The organism is Granulicatella sp. zg-ZJ, from assembly GCF_010892355.1.
GTDB lineage: Bacteria > Bacillota > Bacilli > Lactobacillales > Aerococcaceae > WM01.
On sequence record NZ_WNJY01000001.1, the window covers coordinates 112,248 to 137,386 of the forward strand.

The 25,139-nt window shown below is 32.9% G+C and carries 24 protein-coding genes and 1 riboswitch; of the genes, 2 read left to right on the plus strand and 22 right to left on the minus strand.

From position 1 onward, the window contains the following. Positions 1-70: 70 nt before the first annotated feature. The 16 genes from GMA11_RS00560 to GMA11_RS00635 all read right to left on the minus strand — a co-directional run bounded on the left by GMA11_RS00560 (position 71) and on the right by GMA11_RS00635 (position 16,651). Positions 71-1,507: a sensor histidine kinase gene (locus GMA11_RS00560; RefSeq protein ID WP_163545257.1), complete on the minus strand. Its 1,437-nt coding sequence runs from the start codon at positions 1,505-1,507 to the stop codon at positions 71-73. Then, the gene (locus tag GMA11_RS00565; protein ID WP_163545258.1) at positions 1,497-2,072 is read right to left on the minus strand and encodes an ANTAR domain-containing response regulator; all 576 of its coding nucleotides are present in this window, start codon (positions 2,070-2,072) and stop codon (positions 1,497-1,499) included. The genes GMA11_RS00560 and GMA11_RS00565 overlap by 11 nt, the downstream gene beginning before the upstream one ends. A gap of 26 nt (positions 2,073-2,098) precedes the next feature. Then, positions 2,099-2,443 (minus strand): BMC domain-containing protein, encoded by a 345-nt coding sequence (locus tag GMA11_RS00570; protein ID WP_163545259.1) that lies wholly within the window; start codon positions 2,441-2,443, stop codon positions 2,099-2,101. Between the two features lie 71 nt (positions 2,444-2,514). Further along, a complete protein-coding gene (locus GMA11_RS00575) occupies positions 2,515-3,651 on the minus strand; it encodes a 1-propanol dehydrogenase PduQ (RefSeq protein ID WP_163545260.1) in 1,137 nt (378 codons plus the stop codon). Positions 3,652-4,023: 372 nt separating this feature from the next. After that, positions 4,024-4,169, plus strand: a riboswitch (adenosylcobalamin (AdoCbl) riboswitch). A gap of 274 nt (positions 4,170-4,443) precedes the next feature. Next, on the minus strand, positions 4,444-5,052 hold the full coding sequence (locus GMA11_RS00580) for a cob(I)yrinic acid a,c-diamide adenosyltransferase (protein WP_163545261.1): 609 nt from the start codon (positions 5,050-5,052) through the stop codon (positions 4,444-4,446). A 77-nt stretch (positions 5,053-5,129) separates the two neighbouring features. After that, a complete protein-coding gene (gene cobT, locus GMA11_RS00585; protein ID WP_163545286.1) occupies positions 5,130-6,194 on the minus strand; it encodes a nicotinate-nucleotide--dimethylbenzimidazole phosphoribosyltransferase in 1,065 nt (354 codons plus the stop codon). Positions 6,195-6,210: 16 nt separating this feature from the next. Beyond that, positions 6,211-7,056, minus strand: a complete 846-nt coding sequence (locus GMA11_RS00590) for a kinase (protein ID WP_163545262.1) — start codon at positions 7,054-7,056, stop codon at positions 6,211-6,213. Further along, positions 7,043-8,140, minus strand: a complete 1,098-nt coding sequence (cobD, locus tag GMA11_RS00595; RefSeq protein ID WP_163545263.1) for a threonine-phosphate decarboxylase CobD — start codon at positions 8,138-8,140, stop codon at positions 7,043-7,045. The genes GMA11_RS00590 and cobD overlap by 14 nt, the downstream gene beginning before the upstream one ends. Before the next feature lie 26 nt (positions 8,141-8,166). Continuing rightward, positions 8,167-8,607: a EutP/PduV family microcompartment system protein gene (locus GMA11_RS00600; protein WP_163545264.1), complete on the minus strand. Its 441-nt coding sequence runs from the start codon at positions 8,605-8,607 to the stop codon at positions 8,167-8,169. 47 nt (positions 8,608-8,654) lie between these two features. After that, positions 8,655-9,956: a haloacid dehalogenase-like hydrolase gene (locus tag GMA11_RS00605; protein ID WP_163545265.1), complete on the minus strand. Its 1,302-nt coding sequence runs from the start codon at positions 9,954-9,956 to the stop codon at positions 8,655-8,657. Between the two features lie 204 nt (positions 9,957-10,160). Further along, positions 10,161-10,883: an ABC transporter ATP-binding protein gene (locus GMA11_RS00610; protein ID WP_163545266.1), complete on the minus strand. Its 723-nt coding sequence runs from the start codon at positions 10,881-10,883 to the stop codon at positions 10,161-10,163. Between the two features lies 1 nt (position 10,884). Further along, on the minus strand, positions 10,885-12,417 hold the full coding sequence (locus GMA11_RS00615) for a glycine betaine ABC transporter substrate-binding protein (RefSeq protein WP_163545267.1): 1,533 nt from the start codon (positions 12,415-12,417) through the stop codon (positions 10,885-10,887). A gap of 136 nt (positions 12,418-12,553) precedes the next feature. Continuing rightward, positions 12,554-13,426 (minus strand): homoserine kinase, encoded by an 873-nt coding sequence (gene thrB, locus GMA11_RS00620; protein WP_205422836.1) that lies wholly within the window; start codon positions 13,424-13,426, stop codon positions 12,554-12,556. Between the two features lie 13 nt (positions 13,427-13,439). After that, the gene (locus GMA11_RS00625; protein ID WP_163545268.1) at positions 13,440-14,717 is read right to left on the minus strand and encodes a homoserine dehydrogenase; all 1,278 of its coding nucleotides are present in this window, start codon (positions 14,715-14,717) and stop codon (positions 13,440-13,442) included. A 191-nt stretch (positions 14,718-14,908) separates the two neighbouring features. Next, positions 14,909-15,838: an RluA family pseudouridine synthase gene (locus GMA11_RS00630; RefSeq protein WP_163545269.1), complete on the minus strand. Its 930-nt coding sequence runs from the start codon at positions 15,836-15,838 to the stop codon at positions 14,909-14,911. Positions 15,839-15,853: 15 nt separating this feature from the next. Beyond that, complete coding sequence (locus GMA11_RS00635) at positions 15,854-16,651, minus strand: NAD kinase (protein ID WP_163545270.1); 798 nt, start codon at positions 16,649-16,651, stop codon at positions 15,854-15,856. 111 nt (positions 16,652-16,762) lie between these two features. Between GMA11_RS00635 and GMA11_RS00640 the strand changes: the two genes are divergently transcribed. Together GMA11_RS00640 and GMA11_RS00645 are read left to right on the plus strand one after the other, a co-directional pair. Next, complete coding sequence (locus GMA11_RS00640) at positions 16,763-17,329, plus strand: CYTH domain-containing protein (protein WP_163545271.1); 567 nt, start codon at positions 16,763-16,765, stop codon at positions 17,327-17,329. An 89-nt stretch (positions 17,330-17,418) separates the two neighbouring features. Beyond that, positions 17,419-18,039, plus strand: coding sequence for a DsbA family protein (locus tag GMA11_RS00645; RefSeq protein ID WP_163545272.1), 621 nt, complete (start codon positions 17,419-17,421; stop codon positions 18,037-18,039). Between the two features lie 46 nt (positions 18,040-18,085). Here the strand turns inward: GMA11_RS00645 and GMA11_RS00650 are convergent, their stop codons facing one another. From GMA11_RS00650 to GMA11_RS00675, 6 genes are all read right to left on the minus strand, one after another. After that, complete coding sequence (locus tag GMA11_RS00650; RefSeq protein WP_163545273.1) at positions 18,086-18,838, minus strand: copper homeostasis protein CutC; 753 nt, start codon at positions 18,836-18,838, stop codon at positions 18,086-18,088. Between the two features lie 297 nt (positions 18,839-19,135). Beyond that, on the minus strand, positions 19,136-20,866 hold the full coding sequence (locus GMA11_RS00655; RefSeq protein ID WP_163545274.1) for an ABC transporter ATP-binding protein: 1,731 nt from the start codon (positions 20,864-20,866) through the stop codon (positions 19,136-19,138). Further along, a complete protein-coding gene (locus GMA11_RS00660; RefSeq protein WP_163545275.1) occupies positions 20,841-22,589 on the minus strand; it encodes an ABC transporter ATP-binding protein in 1,749 nt (582 codons plus the stop codon). Before GMA11_RS00660 ends, GMA11_RS00655 begins: the two co-directional genes overlap by 26 nt. Before the next feature lie 427 nt (positions 22,590-23,016). Beyond that, the gene (locus GMA11_RS00665) at positions 23,017-23,610 is read right to left on the minus strand and encodes a hypothetical protein (protein WP_163545276.1); all 594 of its coding nucleotides are present in this window, start codon (positions 23,608-23,610) and stop codon (positions 23,017-23,019) included. A gap of 96 nt (positions 23,611-23,706) precedes the next feature. Further along, positions 23,707-24,456 (minus strand): class I SAM-dependent methyltransferase, encoded by a 750-nt coding sequence (locus tag GMA11_RS00670; RefSeq protein ID WP_163545277.1) that lies wholly within the window; start codon positions 24,454-24,456, stop codon positions 23,707-23,709. Between the two features lie 50 nt (positions 24,457-24,506). Next, on the minus strand, positions 24,507-24,713 hold the full coding sequence (locus tag GMA11_RS00675) for a hypothetical protein (RefSeq protein ID WP_163545278.1): 207 nt from the start codon (positions 24,711-24,713) through the stop codon (positions 24,507-24,509). Positions 24,714-25,139: the final 426 nt, after the last annotated feature.

A 25,139-nucleotide genomic window follows, 5' to 3' on the forward strand; every position in this document is an offset into this window, starting at 1 on the left:
ATAGTTAGACTACTAGTCTACTACCTTACCTTGAAGCGTCATTGCTTTATTCTAACATCATTGTTAGTTGTTATTTTTTAAATGTAATAGTTGTTACCGTTCCATTTCTGTCGGACTGAACAGAAATTTTACCCGATAATTTACTTTTTACAAATTGATTCACAATCGTTAAACCTAATCGGCTTTCCTCATGCTCTTGAATTTTGTAACCTTTTCCATTATCGGCAACTTCTAAACGTATCATACCATTTTCTAGGCTAACATGCAAATGAATATATAAATTTTTTCGATTTATTTTTTCAAAAGCATGGTCATAACTATTTTGGACCAATTCATTCACAACAAGAGCAGTTGCTACTGCTCTATTACTATCCAATAAAATGCTCGTATCAATATTATACGTCAATCGAACATCTGATTGGCCCATGAAGAAACGTTGAATATTTCCAAGTGTTTCTTCTAAGACTTTAGCCAGTACAATTTCGTCCTCAGTTTGTGAAGATAACAATTCATGCGTCATCGCAATAGATAAAACGCGATTTACACTATCATTTAACGTCTTTTTCACTTCAGGATTTTTACTTCGTCTTGCTTGAAGACGAAGCAATGACACAACGGTTTGTAAATTATTTTTAACACGATGATGAATTTCACGAATAACAGTTGCTTCAGTTAACAACCTCGATTCTTTTTGCTTAATTTCTGTAATGTCTTTAAAAATCATCACAAAAATATTACTGTCTTGAATAAAGTGTCGTTTTACTGAAAAATAATATTGTCCATACTTGATTTCTACTATTTTATTATTTTCCCAACGTCCATTAAGAATTTTCTTTTGAATGGCTTTAAACTGGAAACTGTCCAAAACTAAATTATCATAGTGCATACCAGTAATTGAATCTCGATAACCTAATTTTTTACGATAGTAATTATTAGCTGCATGGTTATAATATTTTAAATAACCTTGCCCATCAAAAATTAAAATGGCATCATCTATATAATCTGATAATGTAATTTGTTCAAGTTGAGAAACTTGCAAAGCATTCGTTAATTCATAAACGCTATTTTTATCATTGTCTATCGAAAAAGTTGACAAGATTTTTTCGGTCACATCCGTTTCAATAATAATTACAGCTATGACTTTACTTTCTCTTGTTATCGGAAATACTTTTTGCTGAATGGATACACCTTCTTGAGATAAGGCCGACAATCCATTTGTTTTTGCACCCGTTTGTAATGTTCGAATCACACCTGGTTCATTATGTAAATAAGCAATGCTTCCAACAACATTTTTTTCATATAAACTTTGTTTTTTTTGCGGTTTTTTATGAAAAATAACGATTGCATTTTCGGAATAAGCATCCTTCACATCGATGAATACATCTTCTAATGCATACATTGAGCTTCGCATCAATCTATCTGCTTGAGATAAAATCCACTCTATATCAAACTCATCCAAAGTTGTTTGCTCTTTACAAATACGAATAATATCATCTTTATAAGTCATCATGTAACACTAACAATTTAGCTATTTCAACCATTGGAACACGCTTTTGCATACTAATTGTTCGAATTTTTTTGAAAGCATCAGGCTCACTTAAATGCTCTTGCTCCATAAGTAGACCTTTCGCCTTTTCTATAATAATTCGATCTTCCAATTTTTTAGCTAATTTCTCCATATCTTGTGAAAGTTCTCTTAACTCTTTTCCTTTTTCAACACAAACTTCAACCATTGGTACCAAAGATTTTACATCTAGTGGTTTCACTAAATAAGCACTTGCTCCATATAGTTTGGCTTTATTTGTATATGCTTCATCACTATATGCAGATAACAAAATAACGCTATATGCTAATTTATCATCTAATATTTTTTTACTTGCAGTTAATCCATCTAATAACGGCATTTTAATATCCATTAAAACAAGATCTGGAGTAAACTTTTGACACATATCAATTGCTTCAAAGCCATCTGCAGCCTCTCCAACAACTTCATATCCCGCTTCTTCCAAAATGTCTTTAATGTCTAATCTTGCCATAGGTTCATCATCAACAATTAGTATTCTACCCTTCATCACGCTCTCCTTAAGATTTGTTCAAATTATGTGCGTGTTACAACTGTACTTGAAAAACTTAAAATATCTTCTAAGCCTTGTAAAACAGCTACAAGAGAAGCCTCAACTGAAGCAACATCTCCTGTTAACACAACAGAACCGCTAAAGCGATCTACAAATCCAACTTGAACATCTGCAGCTTTTGTTGCAATATCTACTGCAATAATGGCTGCTTCACTTGGGGTTATGGTTAAAATACCTATTGCACCTTTTTTCTCAGTAATTAAACCAAGCTTTTCATAAATGACTGGATCAGGATTGGCAATTAAATGCGCTAATGTGACCTGTTTACCAGGTACATATTCCTGTATCATTCTTTGTTTTTCTTCCATTTTGTCACACCCTTCATTTTGTTAGATTATGTAGCTCATCTATTATATTAGAAAATGGTATATCTAGCAATCTAAAATGCATTTTCTAAAATTTTAGCCACATCTTCTGGTGAAGGTGTTCTTGGGTTTGTATCTGTACAACGATCTTTAATAGCCGCAAGAGCTATCTCATCTTTATGTGCAAGAAAATCTTGTGATGCCACACCATATTCTCTTAATGTTGTTGGCATATTCAATTTTTTCTGTAATTGTTTTATAGCACTTACTAATTGTCTAACTGCCATTGCAGGATTAGAGGCATTACAACCTAATAATTTTGCAATTTGTTGATAGCGTATTGCTGTTGATTTATCATATCCAATTTTACCAACGCTCGTCATATTCGCATTATATTGGATAATATGTGGCATTAAAATACTATTTAAACGTCCATGTGGCACATGGAATTTAGCACCTGCTGCATGAGCAATACCATGATTTAATCCTAAAGATGCTGTATTAAATGCCATACCAGCCAATGTTGACGCTGCATGCATTTTTTCACGTGCTTCTACATCATGTCCATTTGCATACGCTTTAGGCAAATATTCAAAAACAAGTTTAATAGCTTTTTCTGCTAATGCATCTGAAAAATCGGTAGCATTTTTAGAAACATACGCTTCGATTGCATGTGTTAATACATCCATTCCTGTATCTGCTGTAATATTCGCAGGTAAAGTTAACACTAAATCGGCATCTAAAATTGCAACAGAAGGTAAAATATCTCTTGAAATCAATGGATATTTTGTTTCTTTTTCTGCATCTGTGATAATTGAAAAATCTGTTACTTCTGAACCAGTTCCACTTGTTGTTGGAACAGCAATGAAGGTTGCTCCTGAAAAAATACCTTGTTTAGATGCAAAATAATACATCGCTTTTGCTGCATCAATAGCAGAGCCACCACCGACTGCCAACACAATACTTACATTTTTTCCTTCTGCACTCTTAATACCAGAAACAACTGTTTCAATTGGAGGATCAGGAACAATATCAGTAAACACAATCACATCATTACTGCTATCAACATATTTTAAAACATCATTGATTTGGCCAGATGTTTGTAAGAACGGATCCGCTACAACTAAGAAACATTCATTTTTATATGTACTTAACTGTTCCAAAGCACCTCTACCTATACACAATTCTGTTTTATAATATATTTTATACATATTCATTCTCCTTTCTTTTAAGATAAAAAGCATGAAAAAATGCTACACGAAAACAACCACATTCATAGGTGGATTTTTTCCACATAGCAACATTGCTTTTATGAAGTAAACACGCCTTTGTGCTTATGGTGAAATTTTAACATAATAACGCTTTCTCGTCAATAAAATTCATGCTCTTATCATTTTAAAAACACCTTTTCTCTTCTAATTTTTAAGATATTGTATCTCATCTCATAAAAGACATGCTCCCCCATACTTTTTATATGTTTACCTTCTTATTATCCTATAAAATTTTTCTATCAATTCTTCTTAAATAAATACGACAAAATAGTTGTAACCACGCTATGTATATGGTATAATTTGCTTGCTAGATAAATATTTCAGTACTTTTGTGAATATGGAAGTTTGGTGAAATTCCAACACGGTCCCGCCACTGTGATAAGCATTGCTTTCAGTCAGATCTTTATTCTCAAATTTTAGTAGATTTCATTCCTCGATGTAAGGATATGACGTCATTTTGGATTGCATGACAATCGTTGTAGCTTTCCATACTTGGCTCTACGTTCAGTATGTGCTGATATTTTCTAAAGGCGCCAATAAGCGTCTTTCTGCAAAGATGCAGAGCCAATGTTATGGAAAGCTACAACTAACCAAAGCTGTTTAGTATTGGATACAATGATGTATATCTAGCTTTCTAATCTGATTTTAGACACCTTGTAGATTTTTTCTACAAGGTTTTTTATTTTTATCACAAACGACAAAAAAACACCCAATATTGAGTGTCTTTTGTTATTATTTGCCTTCTCTTTGTTTTGCCCAACGTTCAACATCGGCTTTTGTAATGTTATTGTGGAATACTTTTGCACTACGCTCATAAGCAACGTCTGCAACACCTTTTCTAAAGTTAATAACACGTGCCAATGCAAAGAAATAATCTGATAAACGGTTTACAAATACCATTACTTCATTATTTATTTCATTTGTCCACATTGTTGCAACAATATGACGTTCCGCACGTCTTGCAATTGTTCTTGCAACATGAATCATTGAAGCAATAGGATCTCCGCCTTGTAAAATAAATGTTTCTAGTGCAGGTGGAATATCAGCGTATGTATCAATACGTTCTTCAATCCAATCAACTAATTTTTTATCCACTTTGTAAGGATAAACACCGTGTGGTGTAGATAAATCTGAACCACAATCAAATAAATAATGCTGTAATTGACGTAATTCATCAATTAAAGGATCTCCATTTTCCATTTGACTTATTGTGTATCCTATCCAAGAATTTAATTCATCAATCGTACCGTATGCACATACGCGATCCGAATCTTTGGCTGCACTTTGTCCACCAACAAGCTTTGTTAGCCCTTTATCTCCTGTTTTTGTATATAGCTGCATGATTTTCTCCTTTCACTTCTTTTACTATAGTTTACACCTAAACAACCTATTTTGTAAACGTTTCTAATCATATTTTTTTATTTATAATCCCGTGTATCTACATAATCATCTCGACTTAATTTTCCTTGCTCAAACGTTGGCATATTTGTGATTGTGTGAACAGCATTCTCCATTAAGAAAAAGGCTAAAGGACAACCAGAGCCCTCTCCTAAACGCATATCCATTAACAACATAGGCTCAAGTTTTAAAGTATCTGCAACAATTTTATATCCCGGTTCTGTTGAACAGTGAGAAGCAAAACAGTAATCTAATACATGTGGTGCAATCTTAGAAGCAATCAGTAATCCTGTAATGGAAATCACACCGTCAATCACACACGGTTTTTCATACATCGCACAAGCCAAATATGTTCCAACCATTCCTAACATGTCTAAGCCACCAATTTTAGATACAATATCCAATACATCTTCATAGGGTGCATGTTTTTGAATACATTGCTCAATAATATTGATTTTATGTTGCATTGATGTTTTCGTTAAGCCTGCTCCATATCCGGTCACTTCATGTGCTGGTTTATCAAGCAAAGCACTAATCACTGCTGCAGAAGTCGTTGTATTACCGACACCCATTTCGCCTGTACCAAATAATGTATAACCTTGATTTATCAAAGAAACTGTCTTATCGTATCCATTTAAAATGGCTTGAATGCACATTTTTTTGGACATTGCTGGCTCTTTTGCCATATTTTTAGTACCGTACATTACTTTAGCATCTACATGATAACCAACATCTTTTTTACAACCAATATCAACAACACAAACATCACTTCCTACATGCTGCGAAATGGCACATAGTCCTGTTTTCTTTTCTAACATATTTTCCGCAACAATATAAGTCGTTTCTTGAGGATTAGCTGATATACCTTCTTCAACAATGCCATTGTCAGCTATATATACGACAACTACTTTTTTCTCTAAAGAAATATGTTTGTCAAACATACTATACAAACGAGCATAAATAGTCTCCATTTTCCCAAGAGCACCTAACGGTTTCGCTAAACGATCACAGTATTGCTGTCCTTCACAAAGAAGTACTTGATTAACGGGCTTTATTTTTTGGATAATATTCTCTAATCGTACCAATTCTTCCATACAAACCTCACAACTGCTTGACACCTTCATAAATAATGGTGCACAATGTTCTTTTTTGATAATACTTTGCAAATAATTGTTTAGATAGAGCTTCTTCTATTTGCTCTAAAAAAGCAACTTGTTCCTTTGTTAATAAAATACCCACAACAGTGCCACTATGCGCGATGTTAATACCCAATAATTGATAATTTTTGACAAAAGCAATGATGTCCTTTAAATAAGGTTTTGGTAAACGTCTATCATTCAATAAAGCACTCTCTAATGCAACATGTGACAGTAAACTTAACGATTTTTCTTGACACGCTTTTTGAAACAATGTAAATAATTCTTTCGAGTGCTGTTTATCATATACATTCGATTGGCTCATACGAATCAATCCCACCGTATTGACCGTTTCAATTGGTTCTAACATGTATACATACAACTCAGGTTTCCAATGCGTTTCAAACAAAGGCTTTGCTGTTAAAGGATTAATCACTGTCCAATGTTTAAACGCTACCGAATCAGTCGGTTCTACTTTCGAGCATAAAGACGACAATGTTTCCATAGATAATTTTTCCTGTTTCAACAAAGACATACCATATAAAGCGCTAATCATATCTGCTGTACTACTTGAACAGCCTTTTCCAACGGGAAGCGACGTCTTTCTCGTTATATGAAACATGTCCTTAGGATATACCAAATCTTTTATTTCTTGAATTTTAGGCAAAATTATAGAAGTGGTTGTACTAGATGAAACTGTAACAATACTTTTTTTATCAATATTGTAGGACAATAAGTATTCTTCATCATCATACACACCTTGAAAAAGTTCCCCGCAAGACCCAGCACAAGACACACTAACACTTTTCATGTATCACCTCATTATCAAAAATCTCTTGTATTGCTTTAATCAACTGCTCATTTTCCTTTCGTGTACGCACTGCAACACGATAATGCTGTGTTGTCAATCCATGATAGTTTTGACACGAGCGAATAAAGACTTTCTTCTCCCATAAGGCTTTCCTTAAATCAAGTTCGCCCAAGTATGTAAAGAAAATATAATTCACTGTTGGTTTGACAACATCAAGCTGATGAAAACTAACAAGAGCATTATATAAGAACTCTTTTTCTTGATGTAACCACTGCTTCGTTTGTTTTTGATAATTTATATCTTTTAAAATAACTGGCACTGCTCTATCTGCTAATGTGTTAATACTCCAAGGTGCTCTTTTATTATCAATATCTGTTAAACACGATGTTAAAAAAGTAAGAGCATATCCTAGACGTAATCCCGGAATAGCATAAAACTTTGTTAAAGATTTTACGACAATCACATGTGGATACTCTTTTAAAAATGGTACAAATGTATATTGTACTTCATCCATTAAAAAATCAACAAATGCTTCATCAATCACTAAATAAATGTTTTTATCACTTAAATAATTTGCAACTTTTTTAAGTTCCTCACTTGTCACTAATGTGCCTGTTGGATTATTCGGATTACAAATCAATACCACATCACCACTTGTTAACATTGATAAATACGGCATTATACTATCAAATGTCCATTGATAAGAAGAATCAAGTGGACAAAGTTTAATTTTAGCACCAACTTGAGAAAATGCTTTTTCATATTCCATGAAAGTAGGGCTTAATGTAAGCACTTGTTTTGGTTTAAAAAAGCGTGCCAATTCATAAAAAATTTCAACGGCTCCATTTGATAATAATACGGTTTCTGCAGGGAGCTGATGATAAGTAGCAATCGCATTTTTTGCTGCTCGATAATGGATGTCTGGGTAATGTACTAAAGCATCTATACTCTCTATAATGGCTTGTCTTAATGCTTTAGACACACCAAAAGGATTGATATTTGCACTGAAATCAATACAATCCTCTCGGTTATAACCAAGTTGCATTGCTAAAGCATCTACATTTCCTCCATGCTCTATTTTCATGCCTATCAATCCTTTCATGTCTTTATTTATTTGTCATCGTCCATTAAATATTCACGCAAATCATCAATACCAATATTTTCAACAGAAGAAATTTCAAAAATTTTAATTGCTCCTGCTAATTTTAATTGTAGTCTTGCTCGCTCAATTAAAGATGGATCATTTGCCATATCAATTTTTGTGACAACACCTATAACAGGTTTTGTAAAAAGGGATGCAAAACCTTGTGGAAATGTCTGCATCGTTTCCGCAGATGAAATCAATAAACCTATCACATCTGCTTCCGCAGCAGTTACTGTCAACGCATTATAATATTGTCTATGTTGTAAAAATTCTCCTGGTGTGTCAATAATAGCATCATAAAACTGAATGGCTTGCGTTTTATAATAACTAATATCTAATCCTTTTAATCTTTGTGTTAATGTTGTTTTTCCAACACCAACTGATCCAACAAACATAATTTTTTTCATACGTCACCTCGTTTCCATTATACACAAGATTTTGCGAATATCCAAATTTATTTTTTCAATAATTCTGCTTCTGTTTTACCTAATAAAATTGTTTCACGTCCGTGTAACAATATACCTTTATTTTCGTCACGGCCTTGTAAGAAGTATCTTGCATCATCTTTATCGTATGTGTCTGCCGCTTCTTTAGACAATTTACCGATACCTTTTTCAGTTGGTCTGATACGGTTAAAGATAATACCTACTTGTAAATCTTTAAAGTCAGTTAACATTGCATAGTCACCATTGCTGTCACCTGCAATCAAGATAGGTTCTTTATCTTTGTGAGTTGCTGCCATATATTTTTTAATCGTTTCTGTTTTACCTGCACCTTGTGTTTGTGCATATTCTGGATTTAATTCAGCTTGAATAACACCATTGCTATCTTTAGATAACATCATAGCATAGATGTTTTCTTTAGGAATATTATATCCATATTTACTATTTGTTGCGTAAGGAATAATAACATCAATATAAGATGCTGAACAAATATATACGTCAATACCATTTTCCATTAAAGTTGCGTATAAGTCTTGCATTTCTTTAACAGAACGTACACCTGTTTTGAAAGATACACTAACTTGTCCTGCTTCACCTTTTAATGTTGCTGGACTTTCCCATGTTTCTTCTTTTAATTCATCTTTTAAAGCATAGTCAATAGATTTTTCAGTTAATGCTTGTACTTCTTCAGATGTCATGCCTGCATATAAATATGTTACCCATGGATAGCTAATGTCTGAACTAAATGTTGAGCCAACAGCTTCATATAAATAACGTAATTTAGCACTAAAGTCTTTATATTCATCAGTTGATTTTAATTCATCTAATGATTTTGTCCCTTTCATACCACTATAATTATTGTATAAGAATGTATAGTCTGATTCTAAATCTTTTGCAATTTTATCAATATTTACACGGCCACCGTCTTTATTATTCCAATCTTCTTTAAAATCATCACTTGGTAAGTTTTTACGAATGGCTTCACCAAATTTTTCTGGTGTCATTTTGAATTCTAAATTCATGATTTGATAAGTGAATGTTGCTTCACCAATATCGTTAATAATTGTTGTGTTATCCCAATCAAATACAGCATAAGGTTTTGCATCTGCTTTATAGTTTGCATTTGTTTTACCATTATCAGCAACTAATTTTGACAAGCGAGCATATAATTTATCTTCCCATACACCTTTTTCGAGTGTTTTAACACTTTGAGCTTGTTGCGTTGTTGTTTGCTCCATTTTTGTTGTTTGTGGTGCTTGACATGCAGCTAATAGCAATGTTGCTCCACACATAAAAATAACACGTTTTTTCATGTTTTTACCTCCAAAAAATTTTTGCTCCATAAAAAAGGGCAAAGAAAGACCGTTAGTTGTTCTGGTTGCGCACCATTGCGACTAAACGGCTTCTTTGCCAATCTGTATGAAACTGTTTTCAGTATACCTTGCAAATATCATTTCGTCAATATATAATCGAACATCACACGAAAGTTTTATATTTTTTTAATAAAATTTACACATCTATACACCAGATAATACAATTAAACGTTCAACAAATTCGTTTTTTGGATGCAAACGAATCTCATCAGGTGTTCCAATTTGTTGAATTTTTCCTTCGTCTAATACCATGACTCGTGTCCCTAATTTCAACGCTTCTGCTATATCATGTGTGATAAAGACAATCGTATTTTTTAGTTGTCTATGAAGTTGTTTTAACTCATTTTGCACTTGGTATCTTGTAATAGCATCCACTGCACCAAAAGGTTCATCCATTAACAAAATATCTGGATTAGATGCTAATGCTCGAGCAATCCCTACACGTTGCTGTTGCCCTCCAGACAATGCATTGGGAAACATCGTTGCAATCTCATGAGATAATCCAATCATATCTAATTTTTCATAGACAATTCTTTCAATATCTTCTTGAGGATATTGTTTTAATCGCAACACATAAGCAATATTTTCAAAAACGGTTAAATGCGGAAATAAAATATTTCCTTGAATAGCATATCCAATACGCCGTCTTAATTCAATTAAATCTTCATCTGCAATACTTTTTCCGTCAATTAACACATCTCCGCTATCAATACTCACTAAACCATTGATCATTTTCATAAGAGTCGTTTTTCCTGAACCAGATGATCCAATGACTGTTAAAAATTCACCTGTTGGAATCGTTAAATCTAAATTCTCAATAATGATTGTATTTTCATATTTTTTACATACTTGTCTAAACTCAATCATATTATTCTCCAATCAATCCCAATGTTTTTAAATAGTTTTTTGCAACATCACTCGGTTTCTCGCCTTTACTTTCTACCTTATCATTCAGTTCAGACATCGTTTTATCATCTAAAGTATGATTTAGCAATGCTAATACTTTTCTTAATTCTGGATGTTGCATTAAAACGTCCTCTCGAACAACTGTACCGGCGACATAAGATGGATATAATTTTTTATCATCTTCCAATACAACAATATTTGCAGAAGATAACTGCCCATCTGTTGTAAAAATAGTCATGACATCTATCTTACCATCATGAATAGCTTGATATTTTAATCCATTATCCATATCCACCGTTTTTTTAAAAGACAAATCATATACTTTCTGCAATGCTTTATAACCATCTTCTCTTTCATAAAAATCATATTCTGCACCAAAAGTAAGTTGATTGGCAATAGCAACTAAATCACTATATGTTTTTAATTGATATTGATCGGCTATTTCTTTTCTCACAGCAATGCCATATGTGTCATTAAAGCCAAAATTATTCCCCCACGCAAGATGGAACATGTCGTGATAATCTTTCATTAATACATCAAATTTTCCTTCATAATAAGGTTCCGTATGTTTTAACACTACTTGCCATGCAGTTCCTGTGTATTCTGGATACATATCAAATTCACCTTTTAAAACTGCCGGATGAATATTCGCTGTTCCTCCACCTACACCGTGTGTTATTTTTACGTTTAAATCTGTTTTTTCCTCTATGAGTTGCTTTAACATTTCTCCTAAAACATAACCCTCAGTCGTTGGCTTAGTCGCAATATGAATGGGTTTTTCCATAGGAACTAAATAAAAAGCACCTATGATGACTGTAAATAAAACAGCAATCAACATCACCCATTTTTTAATATGCTTGGATAATCCATGATGTACTTGGATTCTTTTTTCAATATTTGCCAATAAGAAATCTGCAACTAACGCTAATATAGCAATAAGTAAACTACCAACAACTGTCATATTCAAATTATTCGTTGTAATACCGCGATAAATAGCAACACCTAATCCACCTGCACCAACAAAAGAAGCTATCCCTGCTAAAGCAATCGTCATAGTTACCATATTTCGAATACCCGACATCAAAATTGGTAAAGACAGAGGAAACATGATTTTATACAAAATTTGATTGGGCGTACTCCCCATACCTTCGGCAGCTTCGATAATTAAACTATCCACAGACATCAATCCAACATAAGTACTTTTGACGACAGGTAATAAAGCATACAATGTCAAGGCAACAACTGCTGTTGTATTACCAACACCTGTAATTCCAATTAAAAAACCTAATAAAGCAATCGCAGGAATGGTATATAACACATTCACTATACTTAATAAGATTGTTGCTAATTTAGGTTTTTTTGTCATATAAATACCGATACCTATACCGAAAATAATGGCAAGTATAATGGATATAAACGATACAATAATATGTTGTTTCAGTAAATCCATAAAAAATGGATACTCATTTAAAAATAAATCAATAATACTTTTCATGTTACTCTCATCCTTTAAAACGCTTTTATTTATTATACTATATTTTTCTCATTTGTATAAAATGATTTGTTTGAGAAAGTAAACAAAAAGCTCTTCGTCAACTCGTGATTGCCCAACACGAGTTGACGAAGAGAGATTAGTTGTGATAAATAATTTGTACACCTGTTCGGTCAATTTCCAAAGGAACAATATCATGCTCTGGAAAGGCTTCTGTTAATAAATGGGTAATTTTTTTTACTTGTTGAGGGGGTACTAAAGTCATGACCGTCGGTCCCGCCCCACTTAAATATGTACCGTATGTATATTCTTTTTTTAATAATTCACGAATTTGAACCAATTCTGGTACTAAATGTTTACGATACGGTTCATGAAAGACGTCACTTTCAATAATATGACGAATATATTTCAAATAACCTCTCGCGATTTGAGATACAAAAACATTACTAATTGCACTACCTTTTGCGGCTTCTTTTAAAGAGAGCATATCCGGTAAAACGCCTCTACTCTCTTTTGTTGACAATGGTTTTGCAGGAATACAAGCCACGCCCACAACATGATTAACATAAACTTTTGACCAAAAGACACGTTTGTTCATGGCAGCACTAATAACCAAGTTCCCAATCAAAGCAGGAGCAACATTATCTGGATGTCCCTCATACTTTGTTGCTAGTTGTATTTTATCATCTATTGATAAATTTAGATTACCTAAATAGTTTGCTAATTCTATTCCTGCAATAATGGCAGATGATGAACTTCCTAGACCTCTGGTTGTTGGTATATTCGTTCTCATGCGTAAACGATGTGGTTTTAATTTATGACATGTTCTCTTAGCAATTTGAATGATTAAATTACGGTCATTATTTGGTAAATAAGGAATATCATGCTCGATTATCCATTCATTTGTTTCTTCCAAAACATCTAATTCTAAATATAACTGAACAGCTATACCTATCGAATCAAATCCCACTCCCATATTTGCCGATGTTGCTGGCACTTTAATGGTTATCATCTATTCTCCTCCTTTAAAAAATAGTTAAAGACACAACATCAACAACAGATTGTTCTTTTTGTAATGCGTCTATCACAACTTTATGTGTTGCAACCTTTTCTAATTCGGTCATGACAAACATTGTGACATGATTTTCTTCTTTTAGAATTTCTACTTTAGAAACATTTACACCATGCTTTGCAAAAACTTGCTCAATCATTGCACTGTCATCAAAACCTTGTTGTAAATAAATACGATAATAATAGTCAAAGAACACTTTATCGGGCGATAAAAAGGCTGTCGGTTGTTGATACGTTGAAAATGGTCTACCTGTTTTTCCAGAAAGTATATTCACACCAATCGCCATAATATCACTCACAACTGAATTAGCCGTTGGTAATTTACCCGCACCTGCTCCGTAAAACATCGTTTCACCCAGTGCTTTTCCTGTAACATAAACCGCATTATTTTCTTGGTGAACAGTCGATAATGGATGCTCTTTTTTCACAAAACTCGCACCTACTTGTGCGTACACTTGTCCATTCTCACACTTCGTCATTCCCAATAATTTGATCACATAACCTTGATTATCCGCAAATGCCATATCGTGTTTATTTAAATGACGAATACCACTTATATCCATATCGTTTAATTGAATAGCCATTCCAAATCCTAAACGCGTTAAGATGACAACTTTACGTGCTGCATCTAAGCCATCCACATCACTTGTTGGGTCTGCCTCGGCAAACCCAAGTGCTTGTGCTTGTTTAAGTGCTTCGTCATAACTTAAACCGTTTTGAACCATTTGTGTCAGCATATAGTTCGTTGTACCATTCAAAATACCAACAATTTCTGTCACCTCATCTGATGCCATACTTATAGTTAACGCACGTAAAATAGGAATACCACCACCAACACTTGCTTCATAATAAAAATCAACACCTTGTGTTTTAGCAAGGTCAAACAGTTCTGTTCCATAAAGTGCAATTAAATCTTTATTTGCTGTCACAATATGTTTGTTCGCTTGCAAAGCACGTTTCACATACTCATAAGCGACCGTTGTTCCACCAATCACTTCAACAATAATATCCATATCTGGTGTTAACAAATCGTTAATATCAGTTGTAAAAAAAGTATCACAACTATTGATAATTTCTTGATAAGGCTCTAACTCACGCACCAATACTTTTGTCACACGTACGTTTTTCCCTAATACTTGGCTCATTTTTTCTTGATGATTTTGAATGATGTCAAAAACACCACTTCCAACTGTTCCAAACCCTAATATTCCTACTGATAAATATTCTTGCATACATATACCTCCAAGCCAATTATCCTTATAGTATAAAAGATTCTATTAAAAAGTCTATACTTTCTCACAAGTTTTCTCATTTTTTTGTAAATACTCTATTGTACTCATGTGATTGACAATATGTTCTATAAATCAAATGCTTTAATATCCACTTAAAACAGATAAAACTGAAGTAACATAATGTCGCTACTTCAGTTTTTTTCTATACCATTTCTATCAAAAATTTGACATTTTTCTACCAGTACTTGCATATCTTTTGGCATTGGCGCATGACACGTAATTATTTCATCAGAAAACGGATGCTTAAACACCAATTTTTCACAGTGTAAAGCTTGTCTTTGTAAAGACGTGTCCATACGTCCACCGTATAAATCATCTCCAATAAGCGTTGCCTTTTTATGTGTAAAATGTACTCTAATTTGATGTGTTCGTCCTGTATGTAATTTAATTTTATACACACTCATATTATAACCACGCGCATAGAGCCAATATTCTGTTCGTGCCTCTTTTCCAGAACCGTCTGCTATGACTTGTCGTGTCATTATTGAATCCGGCACACGCCCAATAGGAGCATCAATCACACCATACTCAAATAATTCATCAGATTGCTGTGCTATAGCTATATATTGCTTGTCAACTTGTCCAGCACGTAATTGTTTATCTAATTGTCCATGTGCAAACTGGTGTTTAGCAAATAACATCACACCCGAGGTATCTTTATCCAAGCGTGTCACAATATGAATCACTTGATGCTCATTATTATTTTGGACAAAATAACCTTTCACTCGATTTGCCATAGAATACTTTGGATGTAAGTAAGACGGAATCGAGGCAACACCTGCTGGTTTATTGACAGCTAAAACATGCTCATCTTCATACAATATATCAATCGGTAAAAAAACAGGTATCACATTTGGCTGTGCCTCTTCCTTTGGAATGACCATACGAATGCAATCCCCATTTTTTAAGACATATCGTACCGTTTCTTCTTTTCCGTTTACCAATAATTGTCCACCGTGGAATTTTACTTTTGCCAATAAACGTCTTGAAATATCGTGTGCTTTCAAAAAAGCTTTCAAGGATATTTCTACTTCTTTTTCGTATGTCCACTCAAAATACATTTTCTGTCTTCTTTCCTACTTTCCAATAAACGAATTTTTTGTACGCATCCAAAAATCAATATTTTTATAATTGATAAAATGAATATGTTCCTCACTAATGGATACCGTTATTTCAACATTGTCTTGGGTTTCAAAATGAATTGGATCAATATTATCAATCACGACAAAAGGAGAAACCGCATCTTTCACGATTAAACGCACACTTTCCCCTTTCGGTAAAATTAAAGGGGAGCCTATCGTTTTATAGACCCGATTATTTAATGCAGCAATTTCTGTTAACTGCATGGCTTCCATTTTCGGATGCAATAATGCTCCTCCTAAAGACTTGTTTAACCCTGTTGATCCCGTAGGAGTACACACACACAAACCATCTCCTCTAAAAATTTCAAATAATGCATCATCAATACTCACTTCACATACCAAAGTGCCCGTCAATGTTTTCACCGTCACTTCGTTCAAAACCATGTGCGAGATACATTTATCAGATTGTACAATATTCACTCTTAATAAAGGATATTGATACGTTTGATGTGTTTTTTCTTTTAAACATGCCATAACATCTTCTAGCTCTTCATCTAAAAAATCGGTATAAAATCCTAAATTCCCAGTATGAATTGCCAAAAAATGAACATTACTTAGGCAATGTGTATACTGATGAAATGCTTTTAATAACGTACCATCTCCACCTATGGAAATAACAATTTCTGGATGTTTTTCATCAATTTCTACTGATTCTTGTTCAAGACGTGTTAATAATGCTTGTTTCACTTCTTGTGATTTATTTGAACGACTTACTACTAATGCGATTTTCATATGTTAACCCCTGTCTATTTCGACATATTTCCTATCATTATACCATATTACTTGCATATTCGGAAAAATATCTTTAGAATGACAACAACATTACTAAAAAGGACACAAACTATGAGCAAAGAACTAGAAAAAGAATTGAAAACAGGCTTAACAGAAAGCGAATATCATCATTTATATACATTTCTACAATGTGACAAGCGACCACTTATCTCACAAGAAAATTATTATTTTGATACATTCGATAATCAATTACTCAATCATAAACTTGGATTACGCATTCGCTTAGACGATACACATGGAGAATTTACATTAAAAGTACCCGTAGCAGAGCATGAAAAAATGGAAATAACCGATATATTCTCTCTTGACTTAGGAAGAGCTTATCTACAATCAAATACCTTCCCAAATGGTCATGTTGTACAAGAACTACGTCATTACAATATATCAAGCACAAATCTTATTCAAATTGGTACACTCAAAAACGAACGATATGAAATAGAAACATTAGATGGGTTGTGGGTTTTGGATAAAAGTTATTTTCAAAATGGTATAACATACGAACTAGAGTTTGAATATGAAACAAATACGAAACCATTTTATGATTTTTTAGAAAAACACGGTATTCTATTTAAGGCATTACCGTCAAAATTAGCACGTGCTGTCAATCGTCAAGCATAATTTTGGCAAATGTATTTAATAAATGTTATAATACAGATACAAATATATGACAATTTTGTAACAAAACATTATGCGAAGGAACTTTTAATATGTTAGATATGCCTTTAAATCAGAAAAAAGAACCTGCACACGTTTTAGATATTTACTTATTTATTGATCCGATCGACACGTCTTGTCATCAATGTGCAACAGAAATACTGGACTTTTTAAACACATTAAATATGAAAGTATATACTCATTTTATTCCGTACTTTAATTTAAAAACGATTGATGAGTATATCAAAAAATATCAATTACCAACAACAGATTTAACATTACGTAATAAGATATATGAAACAGATTATTTAATTGGATTAACTTATAAAGCGGCGACTTTCCAAGGAAAACGTAAAGCACGCCAATTTTTAGCGCAATTAAAAGTCCTAACCGATACTTATCGTCATAACTTAACCGATGAAGATATTTTAGGTATTGCTGAATTATCCAATTTAGACTTATCCATGTTATTAGAAGATAGACAATCAGAAAATGCAAAATACTTATATCAAAAAGATTTAGAAATTGCACATAAATTTTCAATTTCTAAAGTGCCGTCTATCATTGTCTTTGACTCTTGTAGACCTAATGGTATTTTGATTGAAGAAGATATTACAGTATCTCATATACAACATGTTATCGAAACAAGTATGGATTGTTTAAAAGCAAAATAACAAGCTCTCCGTCATTAGTTGACGAAGAGCTTTTCTTTTTTATATTCTAAAGTACAGATAATATATCCGTCATCTGTTTAATTATTTTTTCATCCGTTTCACGAATATCGTACTCACTAAATTCTTTTAACCCCATGTGAATATGCTCTTTTTTATACAACATATCACCCGCATGTACCGTTGCTCCAGATAAATGGAAACTTGTTGCACCTGTTGTTTGGTGTAAATATGTCACATTATCCACTGTAACGCCACTCCCAATTAAAATATCGACTTTTCGATTGGCTTGTTGTATCAACGCTTCTAAACAATCTACGCCTAAAGGTGCTTTGTCTTGATGTCCCGCCGTTAAAATAGTATCCACGCCTAGTGAGATAGCATCTTTCAATGATTTCTGTGCATCAACCGTCATATCAAATGCTCTATGTAGTGTAAAATGTTTGTCATGAGCATGTACTTTATCAATAATAACTTTCATTTTTTGTAAATCTAATTCACCATGCGGTGTAAGGACACCACAAACAATACCGTCCACATCTTGTGCCAACAAGCAATCCAATTCATCCAGTAACCATTCAAATTCACTATCTGTATAACAAAAATCCCCTATTCGTGGTCGTAGCATAGCAAATACCGGAATATTCGTATGTTCCTTTACCATTTTTACTAAACCTTGTGTTGGTGTAATACCTCCTAATAATAAAGGTCCACACAATTCTAAACGAGTAGCGCCTCCTTTTTGTGCATTGATTGCAGACGTCACACTATCGACACATACTTCCAATACATAGTCTTTCATATTTGTTCCTCCTATTATGTATTTTTCATCTTTAACCGCTACTGTAAATTGTAATACGTGTCCTCTTAAATTGCAATATATCCATATAAAAAGCATGTTTTATTACCGCACAATAACAGCAATCTTACATATTATATAGTAACATAAACAAAAAGTTGACCTAACAGTCAATATCTATTTCAAACAACACATTTAATGCTACTCAAAAAAGCTTGAAATCAACTTGTTAAACAGGTTGATTTCAAGCTTTTTACTATTTTACTTAAATAATAATAAATTATATAATAGCATCAGTTTTTATATGTTTTGTTGCATGCGATACATTTCAGCATATTTTCCATTTTGAGAAACGAGTTCTTGATGCGTCCCTCTTTCCACAATTTCACCTTCATGTAGCACAAGAATTTGATCTGCATTTTGAATAGTTGACAAACGATGAGCAATGATAAACGTTGTTCTGCCTTTTTTTAACACATTCATCGCATGTTGAATAATTTCTTCTGTTTCTGTGTCAATATGTGAGGTTGCTTCATCTAAAATTAAAATTTTAGGATTAGAAGCCAATGTTCTGGCAAATGTAATCAACTGACGCTCCCCACTTGAAAAAGCATTTCCTTTTTCAACAATAGGTTCATAAATACCTTTTTCAAGTTTATCAAGCATAGGTTTAGCACCAACTTTGATTAGCGCATCTAAAATAACATCTTCTGCTATATCTTCATTATCCATGGCAACATTACTTGCAATCGTTCCTGTAAATAAATAGGGATCTTGTAGCACTATACCCATATCCGAACGAACACTCTCACGGTTATACTCTCTAATATTTTGTCCGTCTATTAAAATACGTCCTGATTGCGCGTCATAAAAACGAAATAGTAAATTGATAATGGAACTTTTTCCTGAACCGGTATGCCCAACTAATGCCACTGTTTCTCCTTTATGAGCGTGTAATGAAATATGTTTTAAAACAGGTACATCTTCTTTATATCCAAAACAAATATCTTCAAAGACAACTTCTCCATTTGTCACATGTAATAAAAGATCACTATCTTCTTCGGGTTTTTCATCTAATAATTCAAACACACGCTTACCAGTCGCAAACGAACGCTGCATTCCTGGAAATAGACGTACAAGTAATCCTAAAATATTAAATAAGCGTTCTGTATAGTTAATGTATGAAAAAATAAGTCCAACAGATACTCCTAATGTACCACCTATCCATTGATAACCAACAAAGGATAAAATCATCAAAATAACAAGTCTTTTAAAGACGTCAACCAAGCTCCACGAAATCGTCGACTCTACATTCAATATACTTTTTTCAGACGCAACCATCACATCTGATACGTCTTGAAATTGTTTCATCACACGTTTTTCTTGGTCGAATAGTTGTAAAATGCTACTCCCATTCATCACTTCGTTTACAGAAGTATTGACATCACTTCTTGCTTCATAAAAACGATCCATTTGTTTTGTTGTGTATTTGCTATAAATGCGTTGCCAAACGAAGAAAATCGGCACCAGCCACAATAAAACAAACCCTAGTGTAAAATTTAAGGAAAATAAAATACCATAAATAACAAATAGTGGGAAACCTTGTACTAAAACTTGTGCTAAAAGTGTGCCATAAAATTGCGAACGTAATGTTTCAGTATCATTCACAATACGACTGGAAATTTTTCCTGCTGGCTTGTTGTCAAAATAAGAAATGGGTAAAGATTGCATTACATCGTATGCGGTATTTCTTAAATGTTCGGCAATGGTATTGGCACATGACATCATTACATACGTTGCAACATAGCCGATAGCACTACTTATGACTGTCATCGTAATAAACAATACAAGGTTTAACATAATATTTGCCATATCAAAATTTCCAACAGCTAAATACTGGTCAAGTACATTTTTTATCAATAACGGAGCAAGTTGTGTACCTAGAGTGGATACAACAAGGAAAATAAGACCAATGGAAAATAATTTCCATGTAACACGAACTTGTTTAATCAATCGAATGAGAGTCTTCATCTTCTTCCACCTCCAACTGCTGTCTTTGATATTGTTCGTAATACCATCCTTTTTGTTCTAGTAATGTTTGTGGTGTTCCTTCCTCTGAAATGACACCATTATCCAATACAATAATCCAATCGGCATGCATCACACTTGATAAACGATGCGATACAATAATATTCGTTTTATCTTGTCTTATTGCTTGAATATGTTCAATAATTTTTCTTTCCGTTTTTGCATCAACTGCCGATAATGAATCATCCAAAATCAATAATTCTGGTTGTTTAATAAACGCTCGAGCAATTGAAATACGTTGTTTTTGTCCTCCAGAAATGGAAACACCTTTTTCACCAACAAGTGTGTCAATCCCGTCAGACATACGCTCTGCATCTTCTGTAAAAGCTGCTGTTTCAATAGCTGTGGCTATATCCAATATATCGGCATTTGGATTTCCTACTAAAATATTTTCTTTGACACTTTTTGAAAAAAGGACATGCTCTTGTGGCACATATCCAATTTGCCGCTCGATACTTTTTCTCACAAACTGCGTAACAGGTTCTTCATTGATAGAAAATTTTCCTGTTCCAATTGGATATTGTAATAATAATTGTCTAACAAATGTTGTTTTCCCACTTCCTGTTTTTCCAACCACACCGAGTGTTTGTCCTTTATGAAGTGTCACTGTTATATTTTTTAAACTTTCTTCTTGTGCTGACATATATTTAAACGAATACTGATTAAAGGAAATGGAGTGTATCATGTCAAGTTCTGTTGTGCCATCTTCTTGTAAGTCATCACTACTGTTTAATAATTCCATCAATTTAGCAAAAGATACTTTTCCTGATTGATAAATGAAAATAAAGTCTGTTAACATCCAAATAGGATCCATGAAATATAAAGCATATAATTGTAAAGCAACAACTTGCCCAAGTGTTAAACGTCCGTCTTTCATATATAACGCACCCATACCGACAACAATCATCGTACTAAGTGATACAAAAATCATCCCTAATCTTCCGTACATAGCTTGATAACGCATAATACCATTTGCTTTTTGTTTTAATTGTGATGTTTTTTGTCTAAAACGTTTTGTTCCTAATTCTTTTTTACCGTATGCTCTTGCCACACGAATACCTTCAACGACCTCTAATACTTCATCACTTAAATTAGATACAGCCTCTCTTGATTTTTCAACTGCTACTTCTTGTTTCTTTTGGAACCAAATTAAAATCGCCCCTAAAAAGACAAATGGGGTAGCAGATACCAGCATAATTTCCCATGAAATTAAACTCATTGCCGGCACAATAAAAAGAAAAACAGCTAAAGAATAGAGTACACTCATCATGCCATATCCCATAAATTCTGAGAAAGCTTCCGTATCATTTGTAAAACGAGTTAACATATCTCCAGAACGAAACTTTTCATAAAACTGTGCTCTCATACTTAGCAATTTCCCAAACATACGTTGTCTTAAATTTGCTTGAAATTCGATTTGATTCCCAAATAAAATTTTTGCCCAAATATAAAAAGAAATGTATGCAATTATGGTAGCGCTGAACAAAATAATGAGTTGTATCAATAATTCCTGCGAGGTCAATACATTATTTGTCATCTTATCAATTAAATGCTGTGTAATATTCGTCGGTACAAGTACAATAAAATACTCAATAAAAATTGTCACAAGCATGATGATATAACTTAATTTCTTCTTTTTGACATACTGCCAAAGTGCTTGTATCATATTATCCTCTCCTTTTTTAACATACAAAAAAACTCCATATCAAACATAGTAATACGTGGCATAGCACACCAAAACTATATTTGATACAGAGTTCATAAAAATACAAACTTATTTTATATCAAAAAACCAAAAGGAGTTGTTGGACATACTATGCAATTTACGAAACGTATAACGATTTGTTTTACCATGTTTGGCAACTCCTTTCCTCAAAAATATGCTATTATTTTAACATATTATTCACTACCAATCAACAGAAAATGAAAAAATAGTGAGGAAATATTTGTTTTAAATTTTACTTTCATATTTATTTCACCATACAGCCTTTTCTAATTGACAGAAAAAGAAGATAAAAAAGGTAGTGAATGGCATTGCCATTCACCACCAATATGTATTTGACGAAGAGTCAATATATAGAAATACACATATCTTATTTTACTTTCCGATATGTCATTCCCGTGTCATCTTTTATTCCTGCATCTTTATCAACAGTAAACAAGAAGATATCTTCGGATGGTTCATAATGCTTATGCTTGTTTTTATCTTTGTCCCTATCCCATTCCATGCGAACACGCCATGATGTTCTTGTGTTATTGGGTACTTCTATTGTTGGATTGTAAAAGACAATATATGTTTTTCCATACATTGAATTGTATCCTGGAACCCCTTGTTCGTATCCTCTTATACATACATTTTCTTTTAAAAAGGTTTTATCTGTTAATTCTTTTTGATAAAAATCTGGAATTTCAGCTCCTTCTTTTCCTAAAAACAGCAAACCATATTTTGAACCCAAATATTTAGTCATCTTATCTAAATTTTCTGTTTTTTGAAAATCAATACTTACAATCATCCGATTCGATTCAAAGAAAATTTTTCTAATAAATGTCTCTTTGGATGCACTATCAAATTGTCCATTTGAAAAAGTATCTAATGTCACTGTTTGATCAACTGGTTTATTGGCACAGGACTGAAAAATAACTAGCCCTAAACAAATGCATACAAAGAAATAAAATTTTTTTATCATATTCATACCCTCTTGATATATTATTTAGCCATATTATTTCAAATACTACCCTCCTTTTTTTCTTTCTACTCCCTTATTAGAAATACATATACTAGCTTATTTTTTTATAGCCTTAATGAAAAATACTGGCGCAATATCGGTACGACACTGTTTTTCTTGTTCATCAAGTATTCTATCTAAATAATTCTCTTCAATTTTTGTGACAGTAAAACCTGTGTTTTCCAAACATGTTTTATCCCACTCTGGTCTTCTTTTATCACTTAAATACAAGGCATTCATCATATCAAAATCCTCTGGGTCTGTTGTCTTATCACCATAATTGTGTGCAATAAGATTATACTTTTCTTGTAACTCTTTTGCCTTTTCGTCAAAGCGTTTTTTGGCATCTTCATGAAAATGATGACTATACCAAGACCCATCAAAAATCAATAATTGTCCATTTGGTTTTAACAAACGATACCATTCACGGTAAGCCTTTTCAGGATTTGGTACTGTCCATACTAAATTTCGACAAATTAACACATCAAAACTAGCCTCTTGAAAATCAGTTTCTTGGCAATCTTGTTTGATAATAGTAGCATCAATACCTAGTTTTTTTAAATTTTCCTTGGCTACTTTTATCATTTCGTCTGACAAATCAATTCCTGTTACTTTTCTCGTATCACTAGTTAAAATAGCAGGAAAAAATCCAGGTCCTGTTCCAATGTCCAAAATATTTAAAGAAACAGTATTATCTATTTCATCAAAAATAAAGCGTTGCCACTTCTCTACCTTATTACTTTGTAAATCTGACCGAATGAGTTGACTATACCCCTGTGCGTGCTTATTCCAAAATGATTGAATCATATCTTTTCCTCCATACATTCTTTAACTGTTTTTATGGAAAGTGCTGTTTTCTATGTCATATATACTTTTTCAAACTCTGCCTCTAATGATTGATGCAACACATAACATTTATGAATAGCAATAAAATGCTTTTGAAAACATGAAATATAGTCAGCTAACTCTCCTTTTACAATTATTTTGTATGAATTTTCTTCAAAAGGCAAGCCATACATATTTAAAAATTGTTTTGCTTTCACCACATCATCTACTTTATACAATATCTATCTTAATCAAATACTACAATATTGACATGGTATAACTGCTTATTTTTCAAAATAAATCTCCAACACATAAAGCCATCAAATTCATTACGATTTTTATTGATGTAATGTCATCATTTACCAAACAATATATTTTGTCACATCATTTGACAACACCTCTTTCTATCATTCAGCACACACAATAAATAACTATACTAACTACAAAAAATATTACTACTTATCAAATATTTACTCTTTTTCTCCCATAACTTATTCATTGATAAATAGCCTTATATGCAATCTTTTCTGCACTAAATTTTTAAAAATTACCTATCTACTATGCTTTCATTATATTCTATAACATTAGAAAGTCAATATAAAACCATTAGAAAACAAATGTGTAAAAATGAATAAACAATAAAAAATTCTACTTTTAAATAAAAA

What these genes read in the sequence shown, in the direction of transcription:
- GMA11_RS00560 (WP_163545257.1), bottom strand. Translation starts at nt 1,507, where the DNA reads ATGACTTATAAAGATGATATTATTCGTATTTGTAAAGAGCAAACAACT.
- GMA11_RS00565 (WP_163545258.1), bottom strand. Translation starts at nt 2,072, where the DNA reads ATGAAGGGTAGAATACTAATTGTTGATGATGAACCTATGGCAAGATTA.
- GMA11_RS00570 (WP_163545259.1), bottom strand. Translation starts at nt 2,443, where the DNA reads ATGGAAGAAAAACAAAGAATGATACAGGAATATGTACCTGGTAAACAG.
- GMA11_RS00575 (WP_163545260.1), bottom strand. Translation starts at nt 3,651, where the DNA reads ATGTATAAAATATATTATAAAACAGAATTGTGTATAGGTAGAGGTGCT.
- GMA11_RS00580 (WP_163545261.1), bottom strand. Translation starts at nt 5,052, where the DNA reads ATGCAGCTATATACAAAAACAGGAGATAAAGGGCTAACAAAGCTTGTT.
- GMA11_RS00590 (WP_163545262.1), bottom strand. Translation starts at nt 7,056, where the DNA reads ATGAAAAGTGTTAGTGTGTCTTGTGCTGGGTCTTGCGGGGAACTTTTT.
- cobD (WP_163545263.1), bottom strand. Translation starts at nt 8,140, where the DNA reads ATGAAAATAGAGCATGGAGGAAATGTAGATGCTTTAGCAATGCAACTT.
- GMA11_RS00600 (WP_163545264.1), bottom strand. Translation starts at nt 8,607, where the DNA reads ATGAAAAAAATTATGTTTGTTGGATCAGTTGGTGTTGGAAAAACAACA.
- GMA11_RS00605 (WP_163545265.1), bottom strand. Translation starts at nt 9,956, where the DNA reads ATGAAAAAACGTGTTATTTTTATGTGTGGAGCAACATTGCTATTAGCT.
- GMA11_RS00610 (WP_163545266.1), bottom strand. Translation starts at nt 10,883, where the DNA reads ATGATTGAGTTTAGACAAGTATGTAAAAAATATGAAAATACAATCATT.
- GMA11_RS00615 (WP_163545267.1), bottom strand. Translation starts at nt 12,417, where the DNA reads ATGAAAAGTATTATTGATTTATTTTTAAATGAGTATCCATTTTTTATG.
- thrB (WP_205422836.1), bottom strand. Translation starts at nt 13,426, where the DNA reads ATGATAACCATTAAAGTGCCAGCAACATCGGCAAATATGGGAGTGGGA.
- GMA11_RS00625 (WP_163545268.1), bottom strand. Translation starts at nt 14,717, where the DNA reads ATGCAAGAATATTTATCAGTAGGAATATTAGGGTTTGGAACAGTTGGA.
- GMA11_RS00630 (WP_163545269.1), bottom strand. Translation starts at nt 15,838, where the DNA reads ATGTATTTTGAGTGGACATACGAAAAAGAAGTAGAAATATCCTTGAAA.
- GMA11_RS00635 (WP_163545270.1), bottom strand. Translation starts at nt 16,651, where the DNA reads ATGAAAATCGCATTAGTAGTAAGTCGTTCAAATAAATCACAAGAAGTG.
- GMA11_RS00640 (WP_163545271.1), top strand. Translation starts at nt 16,763, where the DNA reads ATGAGCAAAGAACTAGAAAAAGAATTGAAAACAGGCTTAACAGAAAGC.
- GMA11_RS00645 (WP_163545272.1), top strand. Translation starts at nt 17,419, where the DNA reads ATGTTAGATATGCCTTTAAATCAGAAAAAAGAACCTGCACACGTTTTA.
- GMA11_RS00650 (WP_163545273.1), bottom strand. Translation starts at nt 18,838, where the DNA reads ATGAAAGACTATGTATTGGAAGTATGTGTCGATAGTGTGACGTCTGCA.
- GMA11_RS00655 (WP_163545274.1), bottom strand. Translation starts at nt 20,866, where the DNA reads ATGAAGACTCTCATTCGATTGATTAAACAAGTTCGTGTTACATGGAAA.
- GMA11_RS00660 (WP_163545275.1), bottom strand. Translation starts at nt 22,589, where the DNA reads ATGATACAAGCACTTTGGCAGTATGTCAAAAAGAAGAAATTAAGTTAT.
- GMA11_RS00665 (WP_163545276.1), bottom strand. Translation starts at nt 23,610, where the DNA reads ATGATAAAAAAATTTTATTTCTTTGTATGCATTTGTTTAGGGCTAGTT.
- GMA11_RS00670 (WP_163545277.1), bottom strand. Translation starts at nt 24,456, where the DNA reads ATGATTCAATCATTTTGGAATAAGCACGCACAGGGGTATAGTCAACTC.